The organism is Rhodopseudomonas infernalis (genome assembly GCF_022271405.1).
GTDB lineage: Bacteria > Pseudomonadota > Alphaproteobacteria > Rhizobiales > Xanthobacteraceae > Rhodopseudomonas > Rhodopseudomonas infernalis.
Genome location: NZ_JAJNAL010000042.1, coordinates 1 through 19,880, shown reverse-complemented (window position 1 = coordinate 19,880; position 19,880 = coordinate 1). Strand labels below are relative to the sequence as shown.

The 19,880-nt window shown below is 65.9% G+C and carries 16 protein-coding genes; 6 read left to right on the top strand and 10 right to left on the bottom strand.

Going from position 1 to position 19,880, the window contains the following annotated elements:
* The first annotated feature begins 141 nt into the window (after window positions 1-141).
* From LPW26_RS21525 to LPW26_RS21510, 4 genes are all read left to right on the top strand, one after another.
* Complete coding sequence (locus tag LPW26_RS21525) at window positions 142-795, top strand: ABC transporter ATP-binding protein (RefSeq protein WP_238737682.1); 654 nt, start codon at window positions 142-144, stop codon at window positions 793-795.
* The gene (locus LPW26_RS21520) at window positions 792-3,257 is read left to right on the top strand and encodes an FtsX-like permease family protein (protein ID WP_238737681.1); all 2,466 of its coding nucleotides are present in this window, start codon (window positions 792-794) and stop codon (window positions 3,255-3,257) included. The genes LPW26_RS21525 and LPW26_RS21520 overlap by 4 nt, the downstream gene beginning before the upstream one ends.
* Window positions 3,247-4,332, top strand: coding sequence for a lipocalin-like domain-containing protein (locus tag LPW26_RS21515; RefSeq protein WP_238737680.1), 1,086 nt, complete (start codon window positions 3,247-3,249; stop codon window positions 4,330-4,332). The genes LPW26_RS21520 and LPW26_RS21515 overlap by 11 nt, the downstream gene beginning before the upstream one ends.
* Before the next feature lie 64 nt (window positions 4,333-4,396).
* Entirely contained in the window at window positions 4,397-4,789 is a 393-nt protein-coding gene (locus tag LPW26_RS21510; RefSeq protein WP_238737679.1) for an MAPEG family protein, read from the top strand.
* Window positions 4,790-5,045: 256 nt separating this feature from the next.
* Here LPW26_RS21510 and LPW26_RS21505 read toward each other — a convergent pair whose 3' ends face one another.
* The 10 genes from LPW26_RS21505 to LPW26_RS21460 all read right to left on the bottom strand — a co-directional run bounded on the left by LPW26_RS21505 (window position 5,046) and on the right by LPW26_RS21460 (window position 16,743).
* Window positions 5,046-6,239: an ABC transporter substrate-binding protein gene (locus LPW26_RS21505; protein ID WP_238737678.1), complete on the bottom strand. Its 1,194-nt coding sequence runs from the start codon at window positions 6,237-6,239 to the stop codon at window positions 5,046-5,048.
* A 100-nt stretch (window positions 6,240-6,339) separates the two neighbouring features.
* A complete protein-coding gene (locus tag LPW26_RS21500; protein WP_238737677.1) occupies window positions 6,340-8,028 on the bottom strand; it encodes an outer membrane beta-barrel protein in 1,689 nt (562 codons plus the stop codon).
* A gap of 88 nt (window positions 8,029-8,116) precedes the next feature.
* Window positions 8,117-10,003: a molecular chaperone HtpG gene (gene htpG, locus LPW26_RS21495; protein WP_238737676.1), complete on the bottom strand. Its 1,887-nt coding sequence runs from the start codon at window positions 10,001-10,003 to the stop codon at window positions 8,117-8,119.
* 274 nt (window positions 10,004-10,277) lie between these two features.
* Window positions 10,278-11,633, bottom strand: coding sequence for a sensor histidine kinase (locus tag LPW26_RS21490; protein ID WP_238737675.1), 1,356 nt, complete (start codon window positions 11,631-11,633; stop codon window positions 10,278-10,280).
* Window positions 11,630-12,295: a response regulator transcription factor gene (locus LPW26_RS21485; protein ID WP_238737674.1), complete on the bottom strand. Its 666-nt coding sequence runs from the start codon at window positions 12,293-12,295 to the stop codon at window positions 11,630-11,632. Before LPW26_RS21485 ends, LPW26_RS21490 begins: the two co-directional genes overlap by 4 nt.
* Entirely contained in the window at window positions 12,295-12,588 is a 294-nt protein-coding gene (locus LPW26_RS21480; RefSeq protein WP_238737702.1) for a PepSY domain-containing protein, read from the bottom strand. Before LPW26_RS21480 ends, LPW26_RS21485 begins: the two co-directional genes overlap by 1 nt.
* A gap of 155 nt (window positions 12,589-12,743) precedes the next feature.
* Complete coding sequence (locus LPW26_RS21475) at window positions 12,744-13,052, bottom strand: hypothetical protein (protein ID WP_238737673.1); 309 nt, start codon at window positions 13,050-13,052, stop codon at window positions 12,744-12,746.
* 166 nt (window positions 13,053-13,218) lie between these two features.
* Window positions 13,219-14,112: an Abi family protein gene (locus LPW26_RS21470; protein WP_238737672.1), complete on the bottom strand. Its 894-nt coding sequence runs from the start codon at window positions 14,110-14,112 to the stop codon at window positions 13,219-13,221.
* Between the two features lie 236 nt (window positions 14,113-14,348).
* On the bottom strand, window positions 14,349-15,485 hold the full coding sequence (mtnA, locus tag LPW26_RS21465) for an S-methyl-5-thioribose-1-phosphate isomerase (protein WP_238737671.1): 1,137 nt from the start codon (window positions 15,483-15,485) through the stop codon (window positions 14,349-14,351).
* 382 nt (window positions 15,486-15,867) lie between these two features.
* Window positions 15,868-16,743, bottom strand: coding sequence for an S-methyl-5'-thioadenosine phosphorylase (locus LPW26_RS21460; protein ID WP_238737670.1), 876 nt, complete (start codon window positions 16,741-16,743; stop codon window positions 15,868-15,870).
* A 213-nt stretch (window positions 16,744-16,956) separates the two neighbouring features.
* Here LPW26_RS21460 and LPW26_RS21455 point away from each other — a divergent pair, with 213 nt between their 5' ends.
* Both LPW26_RS21455 and LPW26_RS21450 read left to right on the top strand, forming a co-directional pair.
* Window positions 16,957-18,099 carry an iron-containing alcohol dehydrogenase gene (locus LPW26_RS21455; RefSeq protein WP_238737669.1) on the top strand — a complete coding sequence of 381 codons (1,143 nt, stop codon included), beginning with the start codon at window positions 16,957-16,959 and terminating at the stop codon, window positions 18,097-18,099.
* A gap of 188 nt (window positions 18,100-18,287) precedes the next feature.
* Window positions 18,288-19,838, top strand: coding sequence for an AMP-binding protein (locus LPW26_RS21450; RefSeq protein ID WP_238737668.1), 1,551 nt, complete (start codon window positions 18,288-18,290; stop codon window positions 19,836-19,838).
* The last annotated feature ends 42 nt before the right edge of the window (window positions 19,839-19,880 follow it).

Here is a 19,880-nt window from a genome sequence, read left to right as displayed (position 1 = left end):
CTGCGCTGCAACCAATCCATCAGCGCGGTTATTGAGTCGTATAAGACCGGTCACCATATCGGCCTGGCATAGCTGATCGGGACATCTCGGATTGACCATCGACAACAACGGCAGGGGCGCAAGCGGCCGGATCGCGACGCGATGCTGAGCGTATCTGGCCTGACCAAATCCTATCGCTCGGGGCAGGACAGCGTCGCGGTGCTACGGGGCGTCGATCTTGCGCTCGCGGCCGGTGAAAGCGTGGCGCTGACCGGCGAATCCGGCAGCGGCAAGAGCACGCTGCTGCACCTGATCGCCGGGCTCGACCAGCCCGACGGCGGCCAGATCCGCTTCGGCGAGACGATGATCTCCAACCTGTCGGATGCCGAGCGCGCCAGCTTCCGACGCGATCGTCTCGGCCTGGTGTTTCAGCAGTTCAATCTGATCCCGAGCCTCACCGTCGCCGACAATCTGTCGTTCCAGTCCCGCCTCGCCGGCCGCCACGATGCGGTCTGGCACGCCGAGCTGATCGAGCGGCTCGGGCTCGGTGCGCTGCTGAAGCGCTATCCCGAGCAATTGTCCGGCGGCCAGCAGCAGCGCGTCGCGATCGGCCGCGCGCTGGCGGTGAAGCCGGTGCTGCTGCTCGCCGACGAGCCGACCGGCAATCTCGACGAAGACACCGCCGACAATGTGCTGGCGCTGGCGACCGATCTGGTTCGCCGCACCGGCTGCGGCTTCCTGATGGTGACGCACAGCGAGCGGCTCGCCGGGATGCTGGACCGCCGCGTCCATCTGCATGCGGGGCTGATCCATTGAGGCGCGCGCTGTGGATCCTCGCCGTGCTGCTCAGCCACTGGCGGCGGCATCCGCTGCAATTCGCCACGCTGCTGATCGGCCTGGTTTCGGCAACCGCGCTGTGGAGCGGCGTGCAGGCGCTGAACGCGCAGGCGCGCACCAGCTACGACCGCGCCGCCGCGACGCTCGGCGGCGCCCGCACCGCGACGCTGGTGGCGCCGACCGGCGATCACTTCCCGCAAAAGCTGTTCGTCGATCTGCGCCGGGCCGGCTGGCCGGTGTCGCCGATGGTCGAAGGACAGGTCCGGATCGGCGGCCGCACGCTGCGGCTGCTCGGCATCGAGCCGCTGTCGCTGCCGGTCGAGGCCAGCGCCGCGCCGGCGATCGGCACCGCCAACCTGCAGGGCTTCATCCTGCCACCGGGACAGACACTCATCTCGCCCGACACCATGGCGGAGCTGAAGCTGAGCGAGGGCGCAACGCCGACGCTCAGCACGGGCGCCCAGCTGCCGCCGCTGAAGCCGCAGGCCGAAATCGCGCCGGGCGTGCTGGTGACCGACATCGGTTTCGCGCAGCCGCTGCTCGGCCTGCAGGAGCAGGTCTCGCGGCTGCTGATCGGCCCCAAGGCGGCGGGCGTACGTGCACCGCTGCGCGACGTGGTGGGCGATCAGCTCAAGCTGGTCGAGCCGGACACCGAAACCGATCTGGAGCGCCTGACCGACAGCTTCCATCTCAATCTCACGGCGTTCGGGCTACTGTCGTTTCTGGTCGGGCTGTTCATCGTCAATTCGGCGATCGGGCTAGCCTTCGAGCAGCGCCGGCCGACGCTGCGCACGCTGCGTGCCTGCGGCGCCTCGGCGCGGCTCTTGAACAGCGTGATGGTGATCGAGCTGACGCTGATCGCGCTGGTGGCCGGGCTGGTCGGTCTGGTCTGCGGTTACTTCATCGCCGCGACGCTGCTGCCCGACGTCGCCGCCAGCCTGCGCGGCCTCTATGGCGCGCAAATTCCCGGCGAACTGTCGCTGAAGCCGCAATGGTGGCTGGCCGGCATCGCCATCAGCATTCTCGGCGCGCTGGCGGCAGCATCTGCCAGCCTCGTCAAAGCTGCCCGCATGCCGGTGCTCGCGGCGGCGCAAGCCTTCGCTTGGCAACAGGCGCAGCAGCGCTGGCTGCTGATCCAGGGCAGCATCGCGGCGCTGGTGTTTGCGGCGGCGGCGGGCTTCCTGATCTTCGGCGACTCGCTCGTGTCCGGCTTCGCGGTGCTGGCCGCGATTCTGCTCGGCGCCGCGCTCGGTCTGCCGGCGGTGCTCGGCCTGGTGCTGGCGCTCGGCGAGCGCTCCGCGAACCGGCCGCTGATGAAATGGTTTTGGGCCGACAACCGGCTGCAGCTCTCCGGCCTGTCGCTCGCCCTGATGGCGCTGCTGCTGGCGCTCGGCGTCAATGTCGGGGTTGGGACCATGGTGGAGAGCTTCAGCCGCACCTTCGTGCGCTGGCTCGACGGCCGGCTCGCCGCCGAAGTCTATCTCAACGCCGCGAGCGATCAGCAGGCCGGCGAGATCAAGGCGTGGCTGAAGCAGCGCCCCGAAGTCACCGCGTTGCTGCCCGGCGCCCGCGCCGAGGTGAAGCTGGATGGCTGGCCGGCCGAGATCATCGGCTTTGCGGACGATCCGACCTATCGGGACAACTGGCCGCTGCTCGAGCGCACGCCCGACGTCTGGGACGCGGTGGCGCGCGGCGACGGCGCGATGATCAGCGAGCAATTGTCGCGGCGGATGAAGCTTTCGCTCGGCGATCGCATCGAGGTGCCGACCGGCAGCGGCGCCTGGCCGCTGCGCGTCGCCGCGATCTACGCGGACTACGGCAATCCGCGCGGCCAGATCGGCGTCGATTATCGGGCGCTGATCGCGCATTTCCCGGACGTGGCGCAGACGCGGTTCGGCCTGCGCGTCGAGCCTTCCCGCGTGCCGGCGCTGGTCGACGATCTGCGCGCGCGCTTCAAGCTCGACAATCGCAGCCTCGCCGATCAGGCGACGTTGAAGACCGAATCCAAGCGCATCTTCAACCGCACCTTCGCGGTGACGACGGCGCTGAACGCCTTCACGCTCGGCATTGCCGGCGTGGCGCTGCTGACCAGCCTGCTGACGCTCGGCAATTCGCGGCTGCCGCAGGTCGCGCCGCTATGGGCGATCGGCATCAGCCGGCGCAAGCTCGCCTTCGTCGAACTGATGAAGACGCTGTCGATGGCGGCGCTCACCGCCGCGCTGGCGCTGCCGCTCGGCCTGCTGGTGGCGTGGTGTCTGATCGCCGTCGTCAACGTCAAGGCGTTTGGCTGGCGTCTGCCGTTCGAGGTGTTTCCGTTGGAGTTGTTGAAGCTGCTCGGCGTCGCACTGCTGGCGTCGCTGATCGCGGCCGCGCTGCCGATCCTGAAGCTGCTGCGGATGCAGCCGGCGCGGCTGGTGAAGGTGTTCGCCGATGAGCGCTAGCATTCTCTCACGCCGCGCTTTCGCGGGCGGCTTGCTGGCGGTCGGGCTCGGCGGCTCGCGCGCGCTGGCGCAAGGCTTCGCCGGGCTCGGCAGCGAGGCCGGTGCATTCGCGCCGGTGGTGCCGGGGCGTGTGCTCGCCTTCCCCGCCGACCACGGGGCGCATCCGGATTTCCGGATCGAGTGGTGGTACCTGACCGCGAACCTCAAGGACGCGGCTGGCAAGGCTTACGGCGTGCAGTGGACGCTGTTTCGCCAGGCGATGACGCCCGGGCCGCAGCGCGACGGCTGGGCCAATCAGCAGGTGTGGATGGCGCATGCGGCGCTGACCAGCGCCGACACGCACCGCTACGCCGAGAAGTTTTCACGCGGCGGCATCGGCCAGGCTGGCGTGACGGCCTCGCCGTTCAGCGCCGTCATCGACGACTGGGCGCTGCGCGGCGGCGACGCGATGGACGCGTCGACCTTGTCGCCGCTCGACGTCACCGCCTCGGGCACCAACTTCGCGTATCGGCTGCGGCTGACCGCCGATCGGCCGCTGGTGCTGCAGGGCGACGCCGGCTATTCGCGCAAATCCGAGCGCGGCCAGGCGTCGTATTACTACAGCCAGCCTTACTTCACGGCACGCGGCACGCTGACGCTCGACGGCAAGCCGGTCGAGGTGGATGGCATCGCCTGGATGGACCGCGAGTTCTCCAGCCAGCCGCTGGCCTCCGACCAGACCGGCTGGGACTGGTTCTCGCTGCATCTCGGCTCCGGCGAGAAGGTGATGCTGTTCCGGCTGCGGCAGAGCGGCGGCGACCATTACTTCGCCGGCAACTGGATTGGCCGCGACGGCCGCTCGGAGCAGCTCGCACCCGACGCGATCGCGCTGGAGCCGCTCGGCAGCACCGAGACCGCCGGCCGCAAGCTGCCGACGCGCTGGCGCATCAGCGTGCCCGGCCACGGCCTCGCAATCGAGACCACGCCGCTCAATCCGAACAGCTGGATGGGCACCAGCTTCCCCTATTGGGAAGGCCCGATCAGCTTCGCCGGCAGCCAGAGCGGCATCGGCTATCTTGAGATGACCGGATATTGAGTTCAAGCTGGGTTCGAAACCGGCAGTCAGCCGGAGCAAACAAAACAGAACTGGGAGTTGCGGGATGTTTCACTTGACCACGATCGTGACCCTGCTGGCGGTGATGTTCTATTTCTACACCACAATGCAGGTCGCCCGCGCGCGGGCAGCCTACGGCGTCAAGGCGCCCGCCGTCACCGGCCATCCCGATTTCGAACGCGTCTTCCGCGTCCAGGCCAACACGCTGGAATGGATGCCGATCTTCCTGCCGTCGCTGTGGCTGTTCGCGTATTATCTCAGCGACGTGTTCGCCGCTTTGCTGGGCGCGGTGTGGATCATCGGCCGGATCATGTACCTGGTCGGCTACTCGCAAGCCGCCGCCAAACGCGGCGCCGGCTTCGCCGTCCAAATGGTCGCCGCCGCGGGGCTCTGGGGCGGCTCGGTCTATGGCGTGGTTCACCGGATGCTGGGGGCTTGACCCGAGCACGGCCGGCCCCCTCTCCCGCTTGCGGGAGAGGGCTGGGGTGAGGGCGACGCAGCCGCTGACTTATCGAGTCGCAGAGAATTGACTCAGCGACTCGTTGATAGGAGTGCCCTCACCCGCCGCGCTTCGCGCGTCGACCTCCCCCCGCAAGCGGGGGAGGTTGCGCAGTGCTCGGCGTGACGGATCAAGCAAAAGCCGGCGCCCCTTGCGGAACGCCGGCTTCAATCGGGTCTGAACTCAGCGAGAGTGCTTACTTCGTCAGCGGGCAGCCGCTGTCCTTGGCGGCCGGGAAGGCCTGGTCGCCGGGCACCACGGCGAGCTGCTTGTAGTAGTCCCAGGGCTTCTTGGACTCTTCCGGCTTCTTGACCTCGAACAGATACATGTCGTGGACGAAGCGGCCGTTGGCCTGGACGTTGCCCTTGGCGAAAGCGTCTTCGACCGGCAGTTCCTTCAGCTTCTTGGCCACCGCGTCGGTGTCCTTGCTGCCGGCGGCCTTCACGGCCTTGAGGTAGGACAGCGTCGCCGAATAGGTGCCGGCCTGGATCATGCTCGGCATCCGGTTGGTGCGCTTGAAGTAGCGCTCGGCGAATTCGCGGGACTTGTCGTCGCGATCCCAATAATACGCCTCGGTCAGCACCAGCCCCTGCGCGGCCTTGAGCCCGAGGCCGTGGACTTCGGCCAGCGTCATCAGCAGGCCCGCCATCTTCTGGCCGCCCTGGACGATGCCGAATTCCGCCGCCTGCTTGATGGCGTTGGCGGTGTCGAGGCCGGCATTGGCGAGGCCGACGACCTTGGCCTTGGAGGCCTGCGCCTGCAGCAGGAACGACGAGAAGTCGGACGAATTCAGCGGATGCCGGACCGCGCCGAGCACCTTGCCGCCATTGGCCTGGACGATCTCGCTGGTGTCCTTCTCCAGCGAGTAGCCGAACGCATAGTCGGCGGTGAGGAAGAACCAGGTGTCGCCACCGGCCTTCACCAGCGCGCCGCCGGTGCCGACCGCGAGCGCGCGGGTGTCGAACGCCCAGTGGAAGCCGTAGGGCGTGCACGCGTCGCCGGTGATGCGCGAGGTTGCGGCGCCGACCACGATGTCGATCTTCTTCTTTTCCTTGGCGAGGTCCTGCACCGCCAGCGCGACCGACGAGGTGGTCAGCTCGGTGATCATGTCGACGTTGTCGACGTCGAACCATTTACGCGCGATCGAGACCGCGGTGTCGGGCTTGTTCTGATGGTCTGCCGAAACCAGCTCGACCTTCTGGCCGAGCACTTCGCCGCCGAAATCCTCGATCGCCATCTTGGCGGCTTCGACCGAGCCCTTGCCGCCGTAATCGGCGTAGACGCCGGACTGATCGTTGAGGATGCCGATCTTGACGCCTTCCGCCGACGCCGGGGCGATGGCGATCAGGGCGGTGGTGGCGAGCGCGGCAGAGAACAGCTTGACGTTCATACGAGGGTGCCTCCCAGCTTTTGGTTGGGCGCACCCTATTCAAGAAGCCGGCGGCCGACCAGATGATTTTTTGCCGTGCGGAACTGAGCGCTGAGGCCGACTACTTCAGACTGTCGAACTTGTAGGCCGCCTGCAGGAAGGTTCCGTAACGCTCGGTTCTGGTCGGCAAGGTCTGGCACGGGCATTGCGTGCCGAAGATGTTGGTATAGGCGTCGGTGGTCGCCCACATTGCCCAATACCGCGCACCGGCGCCGACCGCGAAGGCGCTGTTGACCTGATAGGACAGGATCGCCTCGAGCTGCACGCCCTGCCCGGTTCCTTGTTCGGGCGAGACGATATCTTTGACGTCGGTGCGCAGCACGTGATTGTCGGTTCCGAACATCTTCACGTAAGGCAGATAGGCGGCATCGGCGGAGAGCTTCACGCCGCGGCCCAGTCCGAGTTCGCCGTTGAAGCCGACCCGGAGCGAATGCCAGGTGTCGTTCTCGGTCATGGCCAGAATGGCATTGGAGATCGGTGAGCCGCAGATCGCCGACGCCGGGCCGCCCGCCGTCTGCACGCAGCCATAGGCCGATTTGTTCTCGCGGTAATAGTTGTAGCCGACGAAGCCGCCGAATTTGTAGTCCGATCCGCGCAGCAGATTGTAGCCGACATCCAGCGTCGCATAGGCGATGCTGCCCTTCACCGGATCCGACAGCGTATTCGAATACGGGATGCCTTCATCGGCGATCCAGTCCTCGTCGTTCATGTGGCCGCTCAGCAGCTTTCCGCCGCCGGCGAAGCCCTTGAGGAAGGTGTCGGAGGGACCGTCGACCCGGCCGAACAGTTCGCCCGACGCCGCCGTGCTCTGATAGGTCAGCCGCGAGATCAGAATGTTCTGGTTGCCCTGATCGAACGTGGCGCCGAGGTCTTTCTGGAAACGACCCGAGCTGTACCAGACCCGGCCGCCGACCTCGACCGCGCCGCGCTCGATCACGTCGTCCGCGGATTGCGTGCCGCGCAGGTGATAGTCGTCGAAGCGCGCATCGACGTCGCCGCCGAATTTCAGGTTGAGACCCACCTTTACGGCATGCAGGTCCTGAGTGACCTTGCTGACACCCTGCGGCGTCGCGAAATAGCCAACGCCGGGCACCAACCGATAGCTCGCCGGCGTCGCCATCTCGCGGCTGCCGAAGTCGGCGTAGTCGTATTCGAACTTCACCGACCAGGCCGGCGCCAGCGCCTGCTCGATGCCGGCACCCGCGGTCCAGCCCCAGCGACCGTCCTTGATGTCGGTCGAATTGCCGATCGGATAGCCGGCGGTGATGTCGAGCCGCTCGCTCAGGAAGGCGCCGCCGGCCTTGGCGTACAGCAGCGTCCGTCCGCCGGGGCCGGTGACGAAGCCGGCGCGGCCGGTCAGCGTTGCCAGCGCATCCTGACGGACGCGGCAGTTCGCGGAAATGAACAGGCCGGACGACACCAGGCAACTATTGGTGCCCTTGGCGTTCAGCGCACTGAGATCGGCCTCGACGCCGACCAGCCAATTTCGGTTGGGCTGATAGTTGTAGCCGAGCTGAATGCCGGCCATCGCCGCCGGGCTGCGCACGCTGCCGCCGTAAAGACCTTGGCCGGCGGGATCGCTGAAGCTCGACGAGCCGAAGCTGCCGCCGAGATGGGCGCCCCAATACAGGCCGGTCCAATTCCACGACACCGGCGGCGCCGGGCTCTGCGGAAACCCCGGCAGATCGGCCGCGGTAGCGGTCCCTGTGGCCAAAAACAGCACGGCCGAAACGGCAGCAAATCGACGCATGGAATCACACACTGGTCAGCAACGAAGATGCCGACCAGTGTGCGTGTCAGGGATTAAAATTCCGGTAACCCTGTTTGTTAGTCAGCTGCTAACCATGCGCAGCAAGCCCGCGCAGCACCAGCCGGTTGAGGCGGCCGGCGAAGGCGGCGGGATCTTCCGGCAGTTCGCCGTCGAGGATCTGCGCCTGCTCCAGCAGCAGGAACGCCAGGTCGGTGGCCTCGGCCTTGTCGGCCTTGGCGTCCGCCAGCGCCGCCACCAGCGGATGGCCGAGATTGACCTCGAGGATCGGCTTGGTGGCGGCGCCCTTGTTGGCGCGGGCCAGCATCTTCTCGAGTTCGCGATCCGGACCGAAGCCGCCGGCGACCAGGCACGACGCGCTCGCCGTCAGCCGCTGCGACGCCTTGACGTCGCTGACGCGCTCGCCGAGCGCATCCTTGATCACCGCGATCACCGTGGCCTCGTCGGCCTTGGCTTCGTCCGGCTTCTCCTCCGTCTTGTCGGCGTCGAGCTTCGGGATCAGGTCGAAGTTGATGTCGCCCTGGCTCAGCGACTTCAGCGGCTTGCCGCCGAAATCGAGCGGCGCCGAGGTCCAGAACGCGTCGACCGGATCGGTCAGCAGCAGCACTTCGATACCGCGCGCGGTCGCCGATTCCAGCTTCGGGTTCGACTTCAGCCGCTCGATCGAATCGCCGACCAGATAATAGATCTCGGTCTGGTTCTCCTTCATCGCCTCGACGTATTGCGCGAGCGTGCGGTTCTCGCCGGCCGTGGTGGTGAAGCGCGCCAGCGACAGCAGCTTCTCGCGTCGCTCGTAGTCCTCGTAGATGCCTTCCTTCAGCACCGGGCCGAACGATTCCCAGATCTTGGCGAACCGCTCGGGCTGCTTGTCGGCGAGGCTCTCCAGTTCGCCGACCACTTTGCCGGTCACCGCCTTGCGGATCTGCGCGAGCTGCGGATTGTTCTGCAGCATCTCGCGCGACAGATTCAGCGGCAGGTCTTCGGAGTCGATCACGCCGCGCAAGAAGCGCAGATAGGGCGGCAGCAGATCGGCATCCGCGGTGATGAAGACGCGGCGGACGTAGAGCTTGACGCGGCCCTTGCGCTCCGGCTCGAATAGATCGAACGGCTTGGTCGAGGGCGCGAACAGCATCACCACGTAGGACTGCCGGCCTTCGGCACGGTAGTGCAGCGTCATCGCCGGATCGTCGAAGGCGTTCGCGACCTGCTGATAGGCCTTCTTGTAGTCCTCCTCGGTCAGCTCGGATTTGGAGCGCTGCCACAGCGCGCTGGCCGAATTGATCTGGCGCGGCTCGCCTTCCTCGGGCACCAGCTCGATCGGGAACTGGATGTTGTCGGAGTACTCGCTGACGATGCGCTCGATCTGATAGGCCTCGAGATACTTCGACGCGTCGGGCTTGAGATGCAGCACGATCTCGGTGCCGCGCTCGACCCGCGCCGCATCCTCGTCGGACGCCGGCGCGATCTCGAAGCCGGCGCCGCCCGACGAAGTCCAGGTCCAGACTTCGTTCGAGCCGGCGCGGCGGCTGGTGACGGTGATCTTGTCGGCCACCATGAAGGCAGCATAGAAGCCGACGCCGAACTGGCCGATCAGGCCGGCGCCGTCCTTGGCCTCGGTCAGCTTCGACAGGAAGGATTTGGTGCCGGACTTGGCGATGGTGCCGAGATTGTCGATCAGCTCCTGGCGGTCCATGCCGATGCCGTTGTCGCGCACCGTCAGGGTGTCGGGGGCCTTCTTCGGAATGATCCGGATCTTCGGCTCGCCGCCGTCGGCCATCAGCTCGGGCCTGGAAATCGACTCGTAACGCAGCTTGTCGAGCGCGTCGGAGGCGTTGGAAATCAGCTCGCGCAGGAAGATGTCGGTCTCGGAATAGACCGAGTGCACCATCAGGTTCAAAAGCTCGGCCACTTCGGCCTGAAACGGCTTCGTCTCGCTGGCGGTATCAGTCGTGGTCATGAGGAACGCTCGATCCTGAACAAGGGGAATGGGGAAAGCTCGGATATAGCGCGCGCCGGGGTGATGGCAAGGTGATCGGCGCATCCAGCAAGCCAGAGCCGTCACCACCCGCGAAAGCGGGTGGCCCAGTATCCCAGAGCGACCGCGGCAAGCGCACGGCAGACCAGCGGACGCTCTGGGATACTGGGTCGCCCGCCTGCGCGGGCGATGACATCGGGTGTGGAGGAGCTTTGCGGTCAACGTCACGGCTGACCGAAATAAAGCTACCGAGGTGCTACGTCCCCGTACAGCAACTCGCCTTCAGTCCGCCCAGGTCGGACCGGGACAGCTGCAGGGTCCAGCCGTAGGCCTCGAGCACGTCCTGCACGATCGCGAGCCCGAGGCCGGCGCCTTCGCCGCGCTGGTCGAGGCGGATGCCGCGGCCGAGCACGGTGGCGCAGGCGTCGGCATCGAGCCCATCGCCGTCATCCTCGACGGCGATGCAGAAGCCGCGGGCATCGCAGTTCGTCGCGATGCGCACTCGGCTGCGGGCGTGACGGGTGGCGTTGTCGAGCAGATTGCCGAGCACTTCGGCCAGATCCGTGCGGTCGAGCCGCACCGCCGCATAGTCTGGAATCTGCATCTGATAATCGATCCGCGCCCCGGCTGGCGTGCGCGACTGGATCGTGATCAGGGAACGCAGCAGCGGCGCCAGCTCGACCGGCGCGACGGCGCCGCGGCGGACCTCACCGCGCAGCCGGGCGCGCGCCAGTTCGCGGTCGACGTGGCGGCTCATCGCGCTGCCGACAGCCTCGATGTCGCGCGCCAGCTTGTGCTCGCCCCGCTCGCGCAGCCGTGCGGCGTCGGCCGCCAGCGCGGCGAGCGGCGTCTTCAGGCCGTGCGCCAGATCGGCGGCGCGGTCGCGCGAGCGATCGATCTCGCGCGCCTGCGCCTCGAGCAGCGCATTGACCTCCTCGACCAGCGGCCGGACCTCGTCCGGCACGGCCTGCGGCAGCCGATCGCGGCGCCCGGCGCGGATGTCGGCGACGCCCTGGCGCAGCGCCCGCAGCGGCCGCAATCCGAGCACCACCTGCACCGAGGTGGCGAGCGCCAGCACCGCGCCGAGGATGCCGAGCGCGACCACCAGGTCACGCGCGAAGGCGCGGCCGGCGGCGCTGACGCGTTCGAGATCGACCGCCACCATGGCGCGGACCGGTACCGGCTGGCCCGCGATCGTCACCACCACGCGCCGCTCGACGATCGACAGCTGCCCGCCGGCCGGACCGGCAATATCGTGGTGATGCACCTCACCCGGGCCGGGCTGATCAATCGGCACCGTCAGCCGGTCGTCCCACAGCGAGCGCGAGCGCAGCAGCCGCTCGCGGTCGTCGCCGACCTGCCAATACAGCCCGGACAGCGGCTCGGAAAACCGCGGATCGGTCGGCGGCCGCGCCAGCACCAGCCGGCCGTCGGCTTCGACCTCCAGGCCGGCGAGGATCTGCTTCAGCGAGACTTCGAGATCGTCCGCGATGGTGCGGGTGACGTGGCGCTCGAACAGCACCGTCAGGGCGAGGCCGGCGACGCTGAGCGCGATCAGGATGGCGGCGGCGCCGCCGGCGATCAGCCTCAGCCGCAGCGAATGCCGCGTCACGCGCCGTCTCCCGGCACGATGTAGCCGAAGCCGCGCCGGGTCTCGATCAGCTCGGTGCCGAGTTTCTTGCGGACGCGGCCGACCAGCACCTCGATGGCGTTGGAATCGTGGGCGTCATCCTGGCCGTAGATGTTCTCGCTGAGTTCGAACTGCGACACCACGCGGCCGCGGTGCAGGATCAGGTAGGAGGCGAGCCGATATTCCAGCGGCGACAGCGGCACCGGCGCGCCATGCGCTTTCACCTGCATCTGCCGTTCGTCCAGCGTGACTTCGCCAACGGTCACGACCGAAGACGCGTGGCCGGCGGAGCGGCGCACGATCGAGCGCAGCCGCGCCAGCAGTTCCTCCATCTGGAACGGCTTCGGCAGATAGTCGTCGGCACCGGCGTCGATGCCGTCGACGCGCTCGGCCCAGCTGCCGCGCGCGGTGAGGATCAGCACCGGCGTGGTGCGTCCATTGTCACGCCAGCGCTTCAGGATCGTCAGCCCGTCGAGCCGCGGCAGGCCGAGATCGAGCACGATCGCCGCGTAGTCCTCAGTGTCGCCGCGAAACCAGGCGTCCTCGCCGTCGGCGACGCATTCGACGATGTAGCCGGCCGCGCCGAGCCCCCGCGCGAGATCCGCGGCGATCCGGCGATCGTCCTCGGCCACCAGCACGCGCATCACTTTTCCTTGGTGTCGCGGATCGCGCCGCTCTGCGGATCGACATGGACCTCGAACAGCCGTCCGCGTTTGTCGACGACGATGAATTCGTACAGCCACTCGCCGTGATGACGTTCGATTTCGACGCCGGTGATCTCGCCGGGCAGCTTGTCGCGGACGATGGTCAGCAGTTCGGCTAGCGGGCGGATTTCGCCGCGCTGCACCGCGAGCCGGGCATCGTCATGGTCGCGGCGTCCGCTGTGATCGTGAGCCGCGGCCGGCAAGCCGCCGGCGAGCGTCAGCGCCGCCAGCATCAGCCCGGCGATGGACCGGCGGAACCGTGCGCTGGTCAAAGCTCAGATCTCCCATGCCCCGATGAGCCGGCACCATCTGCGCGCCCGGCTGACCGCTTGCTGACATGGATCAAACGGCGCCGTGGATCACATCGCGGCGAGATTGGCCAGACCGGCTATCCCCGGCGGGAAAACAGCGGCCGCAGCACGCCGGCCACCAGGCCGGCGGCGATCAGCAGGCCGACGATCGGAACCCACAGCAGGAAGGCGCCGAGCAGGATCACCAGCACCACCGCGATCACCGCCCCGATCCCCAGCGCCAGCATGAACATCTGGAGCGAGCTGATGCGGCCGACGAAGATGCGCTCGCTGGTGGTCTGGTCGATAAAAATCCGCGTTCCCTTCGGGTCGTGGGACGCCCCGGGCGGAATGATCTCAGGTTCGAAGCGCGGCCGCTCGGGCGGCTGCCGGGATTGGTCGGTCATGGGGCAACGTCCTTGCACGCCTTGGTCGCTGCCACGGCGCTTTGTCGAGCTTAGCCGGAAAGGTGGCCAGTGCGAGAGTATCCGACAAGGATTCGCGACCTTCGGCCGCGCAAGGAGCGGCCCTGTCTACGTGCCCCCCAGAGTGGATACGCAGGACAAATGAGTCTCATGCCCAAATATTCGCTCTATCCCAGTCGGCTGGAAAGCCGGCAGAAGCAATCTTGATCACGGATGATTGTGGTAAAGTCGCAGCGTGCGATTTGAAACGCCCGACCCACGACGAGTTTGGATTTATGGTTTTTAGGAGATACGCGCAGATACAGGCAATTCCGTAAAGGCGGGTCTTTGCATGATTATCGCTCGCAATGTGACCGAGATCGGGGCATTCGCCTGGCGTCGGCCACTTTGGAGGAACCGCATTGGGCTTATTCCAAAGGCGGCTATGATGCGCACATATGTTTCGCGTGACGTTGAGTGCACGCAACCAAGTTTCCATGATCTTAAAAGAAGGTACCCCAAATAGATCAGCAATTGCGTCTTGCGCTGGCTTTCTCATGCCTGAATACAGGAATGACATCGCACCAAAGTCCCAAAGCTCTGCGGCAATCCAGATAGGTGGATATTCGCTTGGATACTTTGTATTGAAATGCTTCGCGAAGTCTTCTTTTGAGCGCGCAAATGCCTCGTCATGGAGCCGCAGCCATTTTTGATGCTTGCTCTCAGCAGAGCCGCCCGCTGACGGACGATGGAAATTTGGATGCAGGGCGACTAAGTCGCGATGGGCGTGGGGACCAAGCTTGCCGAGTTCAAGAGTGATTTGGACCCTGAGAGCGATTTCGATTCGTTCAAGGACATCTAGCATCAGCAGGCGCAGCTTCTTGTCGAAGACGTAAAGCGCGACGACATCAGTAAATGTTGTTCCAGTACGAAATCGATCGCCCACGACAAGTGTAGGCCCGCTACCTGTCGATTCTCGATAGGGAAACCAATATCCGCTCAGGCGATAATAACCGATCCTGTTGAGATAGACCTGAGCCAGAGCGTCATCTGAGATGACCATGCCTCGACCCTTAATCAGGGTCAATTGGGCCGCAACAGGTAAATATGGCTTATCGTAAGCCACTACGTGCACTACAAAAAAGAAGACCCACCCGTACACTTGCGTGCAGAGGGGCGGGCCATGTTACGACAGATATGAGTCATTGGACCGAGCCCGTCAAGGGGAGAATTTCTGTCGGACAGCGGAACTGTCGCGATGGTTGTTAACATTTCCCGTCAATCCGCAGAAATAGCATTTCACGCGTCAAGGCAGTCGTCCGGCGCCGCTTCCTGCTCCCGCGCCACCCGTTCGGGGAACGCGGCCGCGAGCGAAGCGCGGTCGGGCTTCAGCAAGCCGCGCTCGGTGATCAGGCCGGTGACGAGGCGGGACGGGGTGACGTCGAAGCCGTAATTAGCGACCTGCGAGCCCGGCGGCACGATCCGCACCGTCTCGATCCGGCCGTCGGCGGTGCGCCCGGTCATGTCGGTGACCTCGGACGCCTCGCGCTGCTCGATCGGGATTTCCTTGACGCCGTCATGGATGGTGAAGTCGATCGTCGGCGACGGCAACGCGACGTAGAACGGCACCTTGTTGTCGGCCGCCGCCAGCGCTTTCAGATAAGTGCCGATCTTGTTGCAGACATCGCCGTCGGCGGTGACGCGGTCGGTGCCGACGATCACGAGATCGACCATGCCGTGCTGCATCAGGTGGCCGCCGGTGTTGTCCGGAATGACGGTGTGATCGACGCCGTGATGGCCGAGCTCCCAGGCGGTGAGCGAGGCGCCCTGATTGCGCGGTCTCGTCTCGTCCGCATAGACGTGGATCGGGATGCCCTTGTCGAACGCCTGATAGATCGGCGCCGTCGCGGTGCCCCAGTCGACGGTGGCGAGCCAGCCGGCGTTGCAATGCGTCAGCACGTTGACGCGCTCGCCCGGCTTCTTGGTCGCGGCGATCGCCTCGATCAGCTTCAGCCCGTTGGCGCCGATCGCCTGGTTGATCGCGACGTCTTCGTCGGCGATCTCGGCGGCGCGCTGGTACGCAGCCGCGACGCGCTCAGCCGGTTTCACCGGCGCGAGCGCGCGGCGCATCTCGTCGAGGGCCCATTTCAGATTGATCGCGGTCGGCCGTGTGGCGATCAGCTTGTTGTAAGCTAGATCAGCCGCCGCATCGGAGGCGTCCTCGCGCATCGCCAGCGCCATGCCGTAAGCCGCCGTCGCACCGATCAACGGCGCGCCGCGAACCAGCATCGAGCGGATCGCATCCGCCGCGCGGTCGCAATTGGTGAGCCTCGCGATCACATACTCATGCGGCAACCGCCGCTGATCGATCGCCGCGACGGTCCAGCCATCGGGCTCGAGCCAGATGGAGCGGGTATGAATGCCGTCGACTTTCATGGATATTCGCCAGACAATTGGGAGAACACAGGCGCGGCATTAACTGCCACTCACGCGATTGACGTGCCAGTAAAGTAGTAAGGCAGCAATGAGCACCATTCCAGGCACGGTTAAGAGATAGACCACGTTGTTCATTGGATCTTCCTCACAATGCCTCGTCCAAGAAAATGTAGGAAGAAAGCAAGGACGACGCAACCTGCACCGACAACCAAGAAGGAGTTCTTGGAAATGAAAGGGTTTTCCGACAAGAGTGAAAGCCCGGGAGCGAGTACCCCAGCAGCGACGACTGCGACGCCAAGACTGCTTAGGAAGCTGGCCGAAAGCTTTCTCAACTCATTATCCGCTGACGGACTAACTTTAGTCATGGCGTACCGCTGCCTCGTCAAACCTTCAAAATCCGTCCCGCCACCGCGTCGAGCTTCTTCAGCAGTTCCGGATCGCGGGCCTCGGGCTGGGTGATCAAAGCGGTGTCGAGCGCGCGGTCTGAGCCGATCGGACAGGGTTCGTGCTCGCGCGGAAAATCCCGGGCCAGCCGCGCGACCAGGTTCTTGGCTTTTTCGGCGTTGGTGGTGAGCACGCGGATGATGTCCTGCACCGTCACCGCGTCGTGATCGGGGTGCCAGCAATCGAAATCCGTCACCATAGCGACGCTCGCGTAGCAGATCTCGGCTTCGCGGGCGAGCTTGGCTTCGGGCATGTTGGTCATGCCGATCACCGAGTAGCCGAGCTGCTTGTAGGTGATGCTTTCGGCGTAGCTGGAGAATTGCGGACCTTCCATGCACAGGTAGGTTCCGCCGCGCGACCAGGCGATGCCCTCCGCGTCGGCCGCCGCAGCGAGATGGATGCGCAGCCGCGGGCTCACCGGATGCGCCATCGAGACGTGGGCGACGCAGCCTTTGCCGAAGAACGAGCTCTCGCGCTTGTAAGTGCGGTCGACGAACTGATCGACCAGCACGAAGGTGCCGGGCGGCAGCTCTTCCTTGAACGAGCCGCAGGCCGACAGCGAGATCAGATCGGTGACGCCGGCGCGCTTCAGCACGTCGATATTGGCGCGGTAGTTGATGTCGGAGGGCGACAGCCGGTGGCCCTTGTCGTGGCGCGGCATGAACACGATCGGCAGGCCGGCGATGTTGCCGCGCCGCACCGCCGACGACGGCTCGCCCCACGGGCTGGCGATCTGCTCTTCGCGAACGTCTTCGAGGCCCGGCAAATCATAGATGCCGGATCCGCCGATGATGCCGAGTACCGCCCTGGTCATGCCCTGTCTCCTGCTGCGCTGCACGCATTCACCACGCGGCCCGGACGCCGACAACCCCTTTGGCGGCCGTCTTCGCCGAACGTCGCATCTTACCGGCTCCGGATGTCAGGCGCTGCCGGACGCGCGACGATTTTTCTTGTTCCCGATCGCCGCGCGGCTGCTAGGATCGCCGCCAAGGCCTCGCAAAAGCGGCCACCGCGGGAGTGAAGAAACGTGCAAAAGGGACGCGTCGTTTTCGGCGCCATGGAGGAAGTCGTCTACGGAGAGCCGGCGGCGCAGGCTGTCGCCGCGCAGATGGACCGGATCGGCGCACAGCGCGCGCTGCTGATGGTCTCCGGCACCCTCAACCGGACCACCGATGAAATCGCCAAGGTGCAGGGCGCGCTCGGCGGGCGCTGCGCCGCACTGTTCGACGCGATGCCGGCGCATTCGCCGCGCAGCGCCATCATCGCCGCGACCGAGATGGCGCGGACGGCCAACGCCGACCTGATCGTCACCATCGGCGGCGGCTCGATCACCGACGGCGCCAAGGCGGTGCAGATCTGCCTCGCCAACGACATCCGCAGCGTTGACGACATGGACCGCGTCGCCAACCGGCCGTCGCCGGTGGCACCGACGGTGCGGCAGATCAGCGTGCCGACCACGATTTCGGGCGGCGAGTTCAGCGCCATGGCGGGCGTCACCAACGAGACGACGCGGGTCAAGGAGAAGTTCGCGCATCCGCTGGTGATGCCGCGGGCCGCGATCCTCGATCCGGCCATCACGGTGCACACGCCCGAATGGCTGTTCCTGTCGACCGGCATTCGCGCGGTCGATCATTGCGTCGAGGCGATCTGCTCGGGCGAGGCACATCCTTACGGCGACGCGCAGGCGTTGCGCGGGCTGGCGATGCTGGCCGCCGGGCTGCCGCGGGTGAAGGCCGACCCGGCCGATCTCGACGCCAGGCTCGACTGCCAGATCGGCACCTGGCTGTCGATGGGCGCGCTGTCGTCGGGTGTGCCGATGGGCGCCAGCCACGGCATCGGCTACGTGCTCGGCGCCGCGTTCGACGTGCCGCACGGCCACACCTCCTGCGTGATGCTACCGGCGGTGATGCGCTGGAACAAGACCGTCAACCGCGACCGTCAGGCCCTGGTCGCCGCCGCGATGGGGCACCCGAACAAGGACGCCGGCGACGTGCTCGACGCGCTGATCCGCGTGCTCGGCATGCCGCGCTCGCTGCGCGAGGTCGGCGTCTGCCCGGAGGATTTCGACAAGATCGCCGCGCAGGCGATGGGCACCCCCTGGGTGCCGCGCAACCCGCGCAAGATCGAGGGGCCGGCGCAGGTGCGGGAGATTCTGGAGCTGGCGGCGTGAGGCGCACGCACATGCACCGCCCGGACTAACAACAAGGACTCTGTCATTGCGAGGAGCAAAGCGACGAAGCAATCCAGCCCGGTGCAGGGCGCCTCTGGATTGCTTCGCCTTCGGCTCGCAATGACGGCGAGAGAGACCTGAACGTTCAAAAACCAGAAGTCAGGCACGCATCAGCACGAGGAAGCACGATGTATACCGGCCAATTCGCCACCACCCACCCCGATCATCCCGCCTTCATCATGGCCTCGACCGGCGAGACCGTGAGCTATGCGGAGCTCGACGCCCGCAGCAACCGGCTGGCGCACCTGTTGTACAATCACGGCCTGCGGCGGCTCGATCACTATTCGATCTTCATGGAGAACAACAACCGCTACATCGAGGCGTGTGGAGCCGGCGAGCGCAGCGGTCACTACTACACCTGCGTCAACTCCTACCTGACGCCGGCCGAGCTCACCTACATCCTGACCAACAGCGAATCCCGGGTGCTGATCACCTCGAAGGCCAAGCTCGACGTCGCCCGCGAGGCGCTGAAGGAGTGCCCGAAGGTGACGCTGTGCGTGGTGGTCGACGGCGACAGCGAAAGCGAGCGCATCGTCGGGCTGGTCGAGGCGACGCGCGACCTGCCGGATACGCCGATCGCCGAGGAACATCTCGGCACCGCGATGCTGTATTCGTCCGGCACCACCGGCCGGCCCAAGGGCATCGTGCGGCCGCTGCCGGAGCAGCCGCCGTCGCAGCCGCTGCCGCTGTTCCACTTCCTCAACACGCTGTGGAAGTATCGCAACGGCATGATCTATCTGTCGCCGGCGCCGCTGTATCACTCGGCGCCGCAGGCCGCGGTCGGCCTCACCATCCGCGATGGCGGCACCGTGATCATCATGGAGCATTTCGATCCGGAGCAGTATCTGGCGCTGATCGAGAAGTACAAGGTCACGCACAGTCAGCTGGTGCCGACGATGTTCTCGCGGATGCTGAAGCTGCCGGAGGACGTCCGCCACAAATACGATCTGTCGTCACTCGAAGTCACCATCCATGCCGCGGCGCCCTGCCCGCCGCAGGTCAAGGAACAGATGATCGCCTGGTGGGGACCGATCATCCATGAATATTACGGCGCAACCGAAGGCCTCGGATTCACCGCTTGCAACAGCGAGGAATGGCTGGCGCATCGCGGCACGGTCGGCAAGGTCATGATCGGCGACCTGCACATTCTCGACGACCGGATGCAGCCTTGTCCCAAGGGCACGCCGGGGCAGATCTGGTTCAAGACTGCGACGCCGTTCGAGTATTTCAACGATCCGGCCAAGACCGCGGAGACGCGTTCCGACGATGGCAGCATGAGCACGGTCGGCGATGTCGGCTATGTCGACGACGACGGCTATCTACACCTCACCGATCGCGCGACCTTCATGATCATTTCGGGCGGCGTGAACATCTATCCGCAGGAATGCGAGAACCTGCTGATCACCCATCCCAAGGTCGCCGATGCGGCGGTGTTCGGCGTGCCCAACGAGGACCTCGGCGAGGAGGTCAAGGCGGTGATCCAGCCGATGCCCGGCGTCGACCCGGGCTCCGATCTGGCGCAGGAACTGATCGCATTCTGCAACCAGTCGCTGTCGCGCCAGAAGGTGCCGCGCTCGATCGATTTCCTGGAGGAACTGCCGCGCCTGCCGACCGGCAAACTCTACAAGCGGCTGTTGCGGGATCAGTATTGGGGCAAGGGCGGCTCAAGGATTGTATGAGGCGGCGCGTCGCAGCACGGCCTGCTCCCTCTCCCGCTTGCG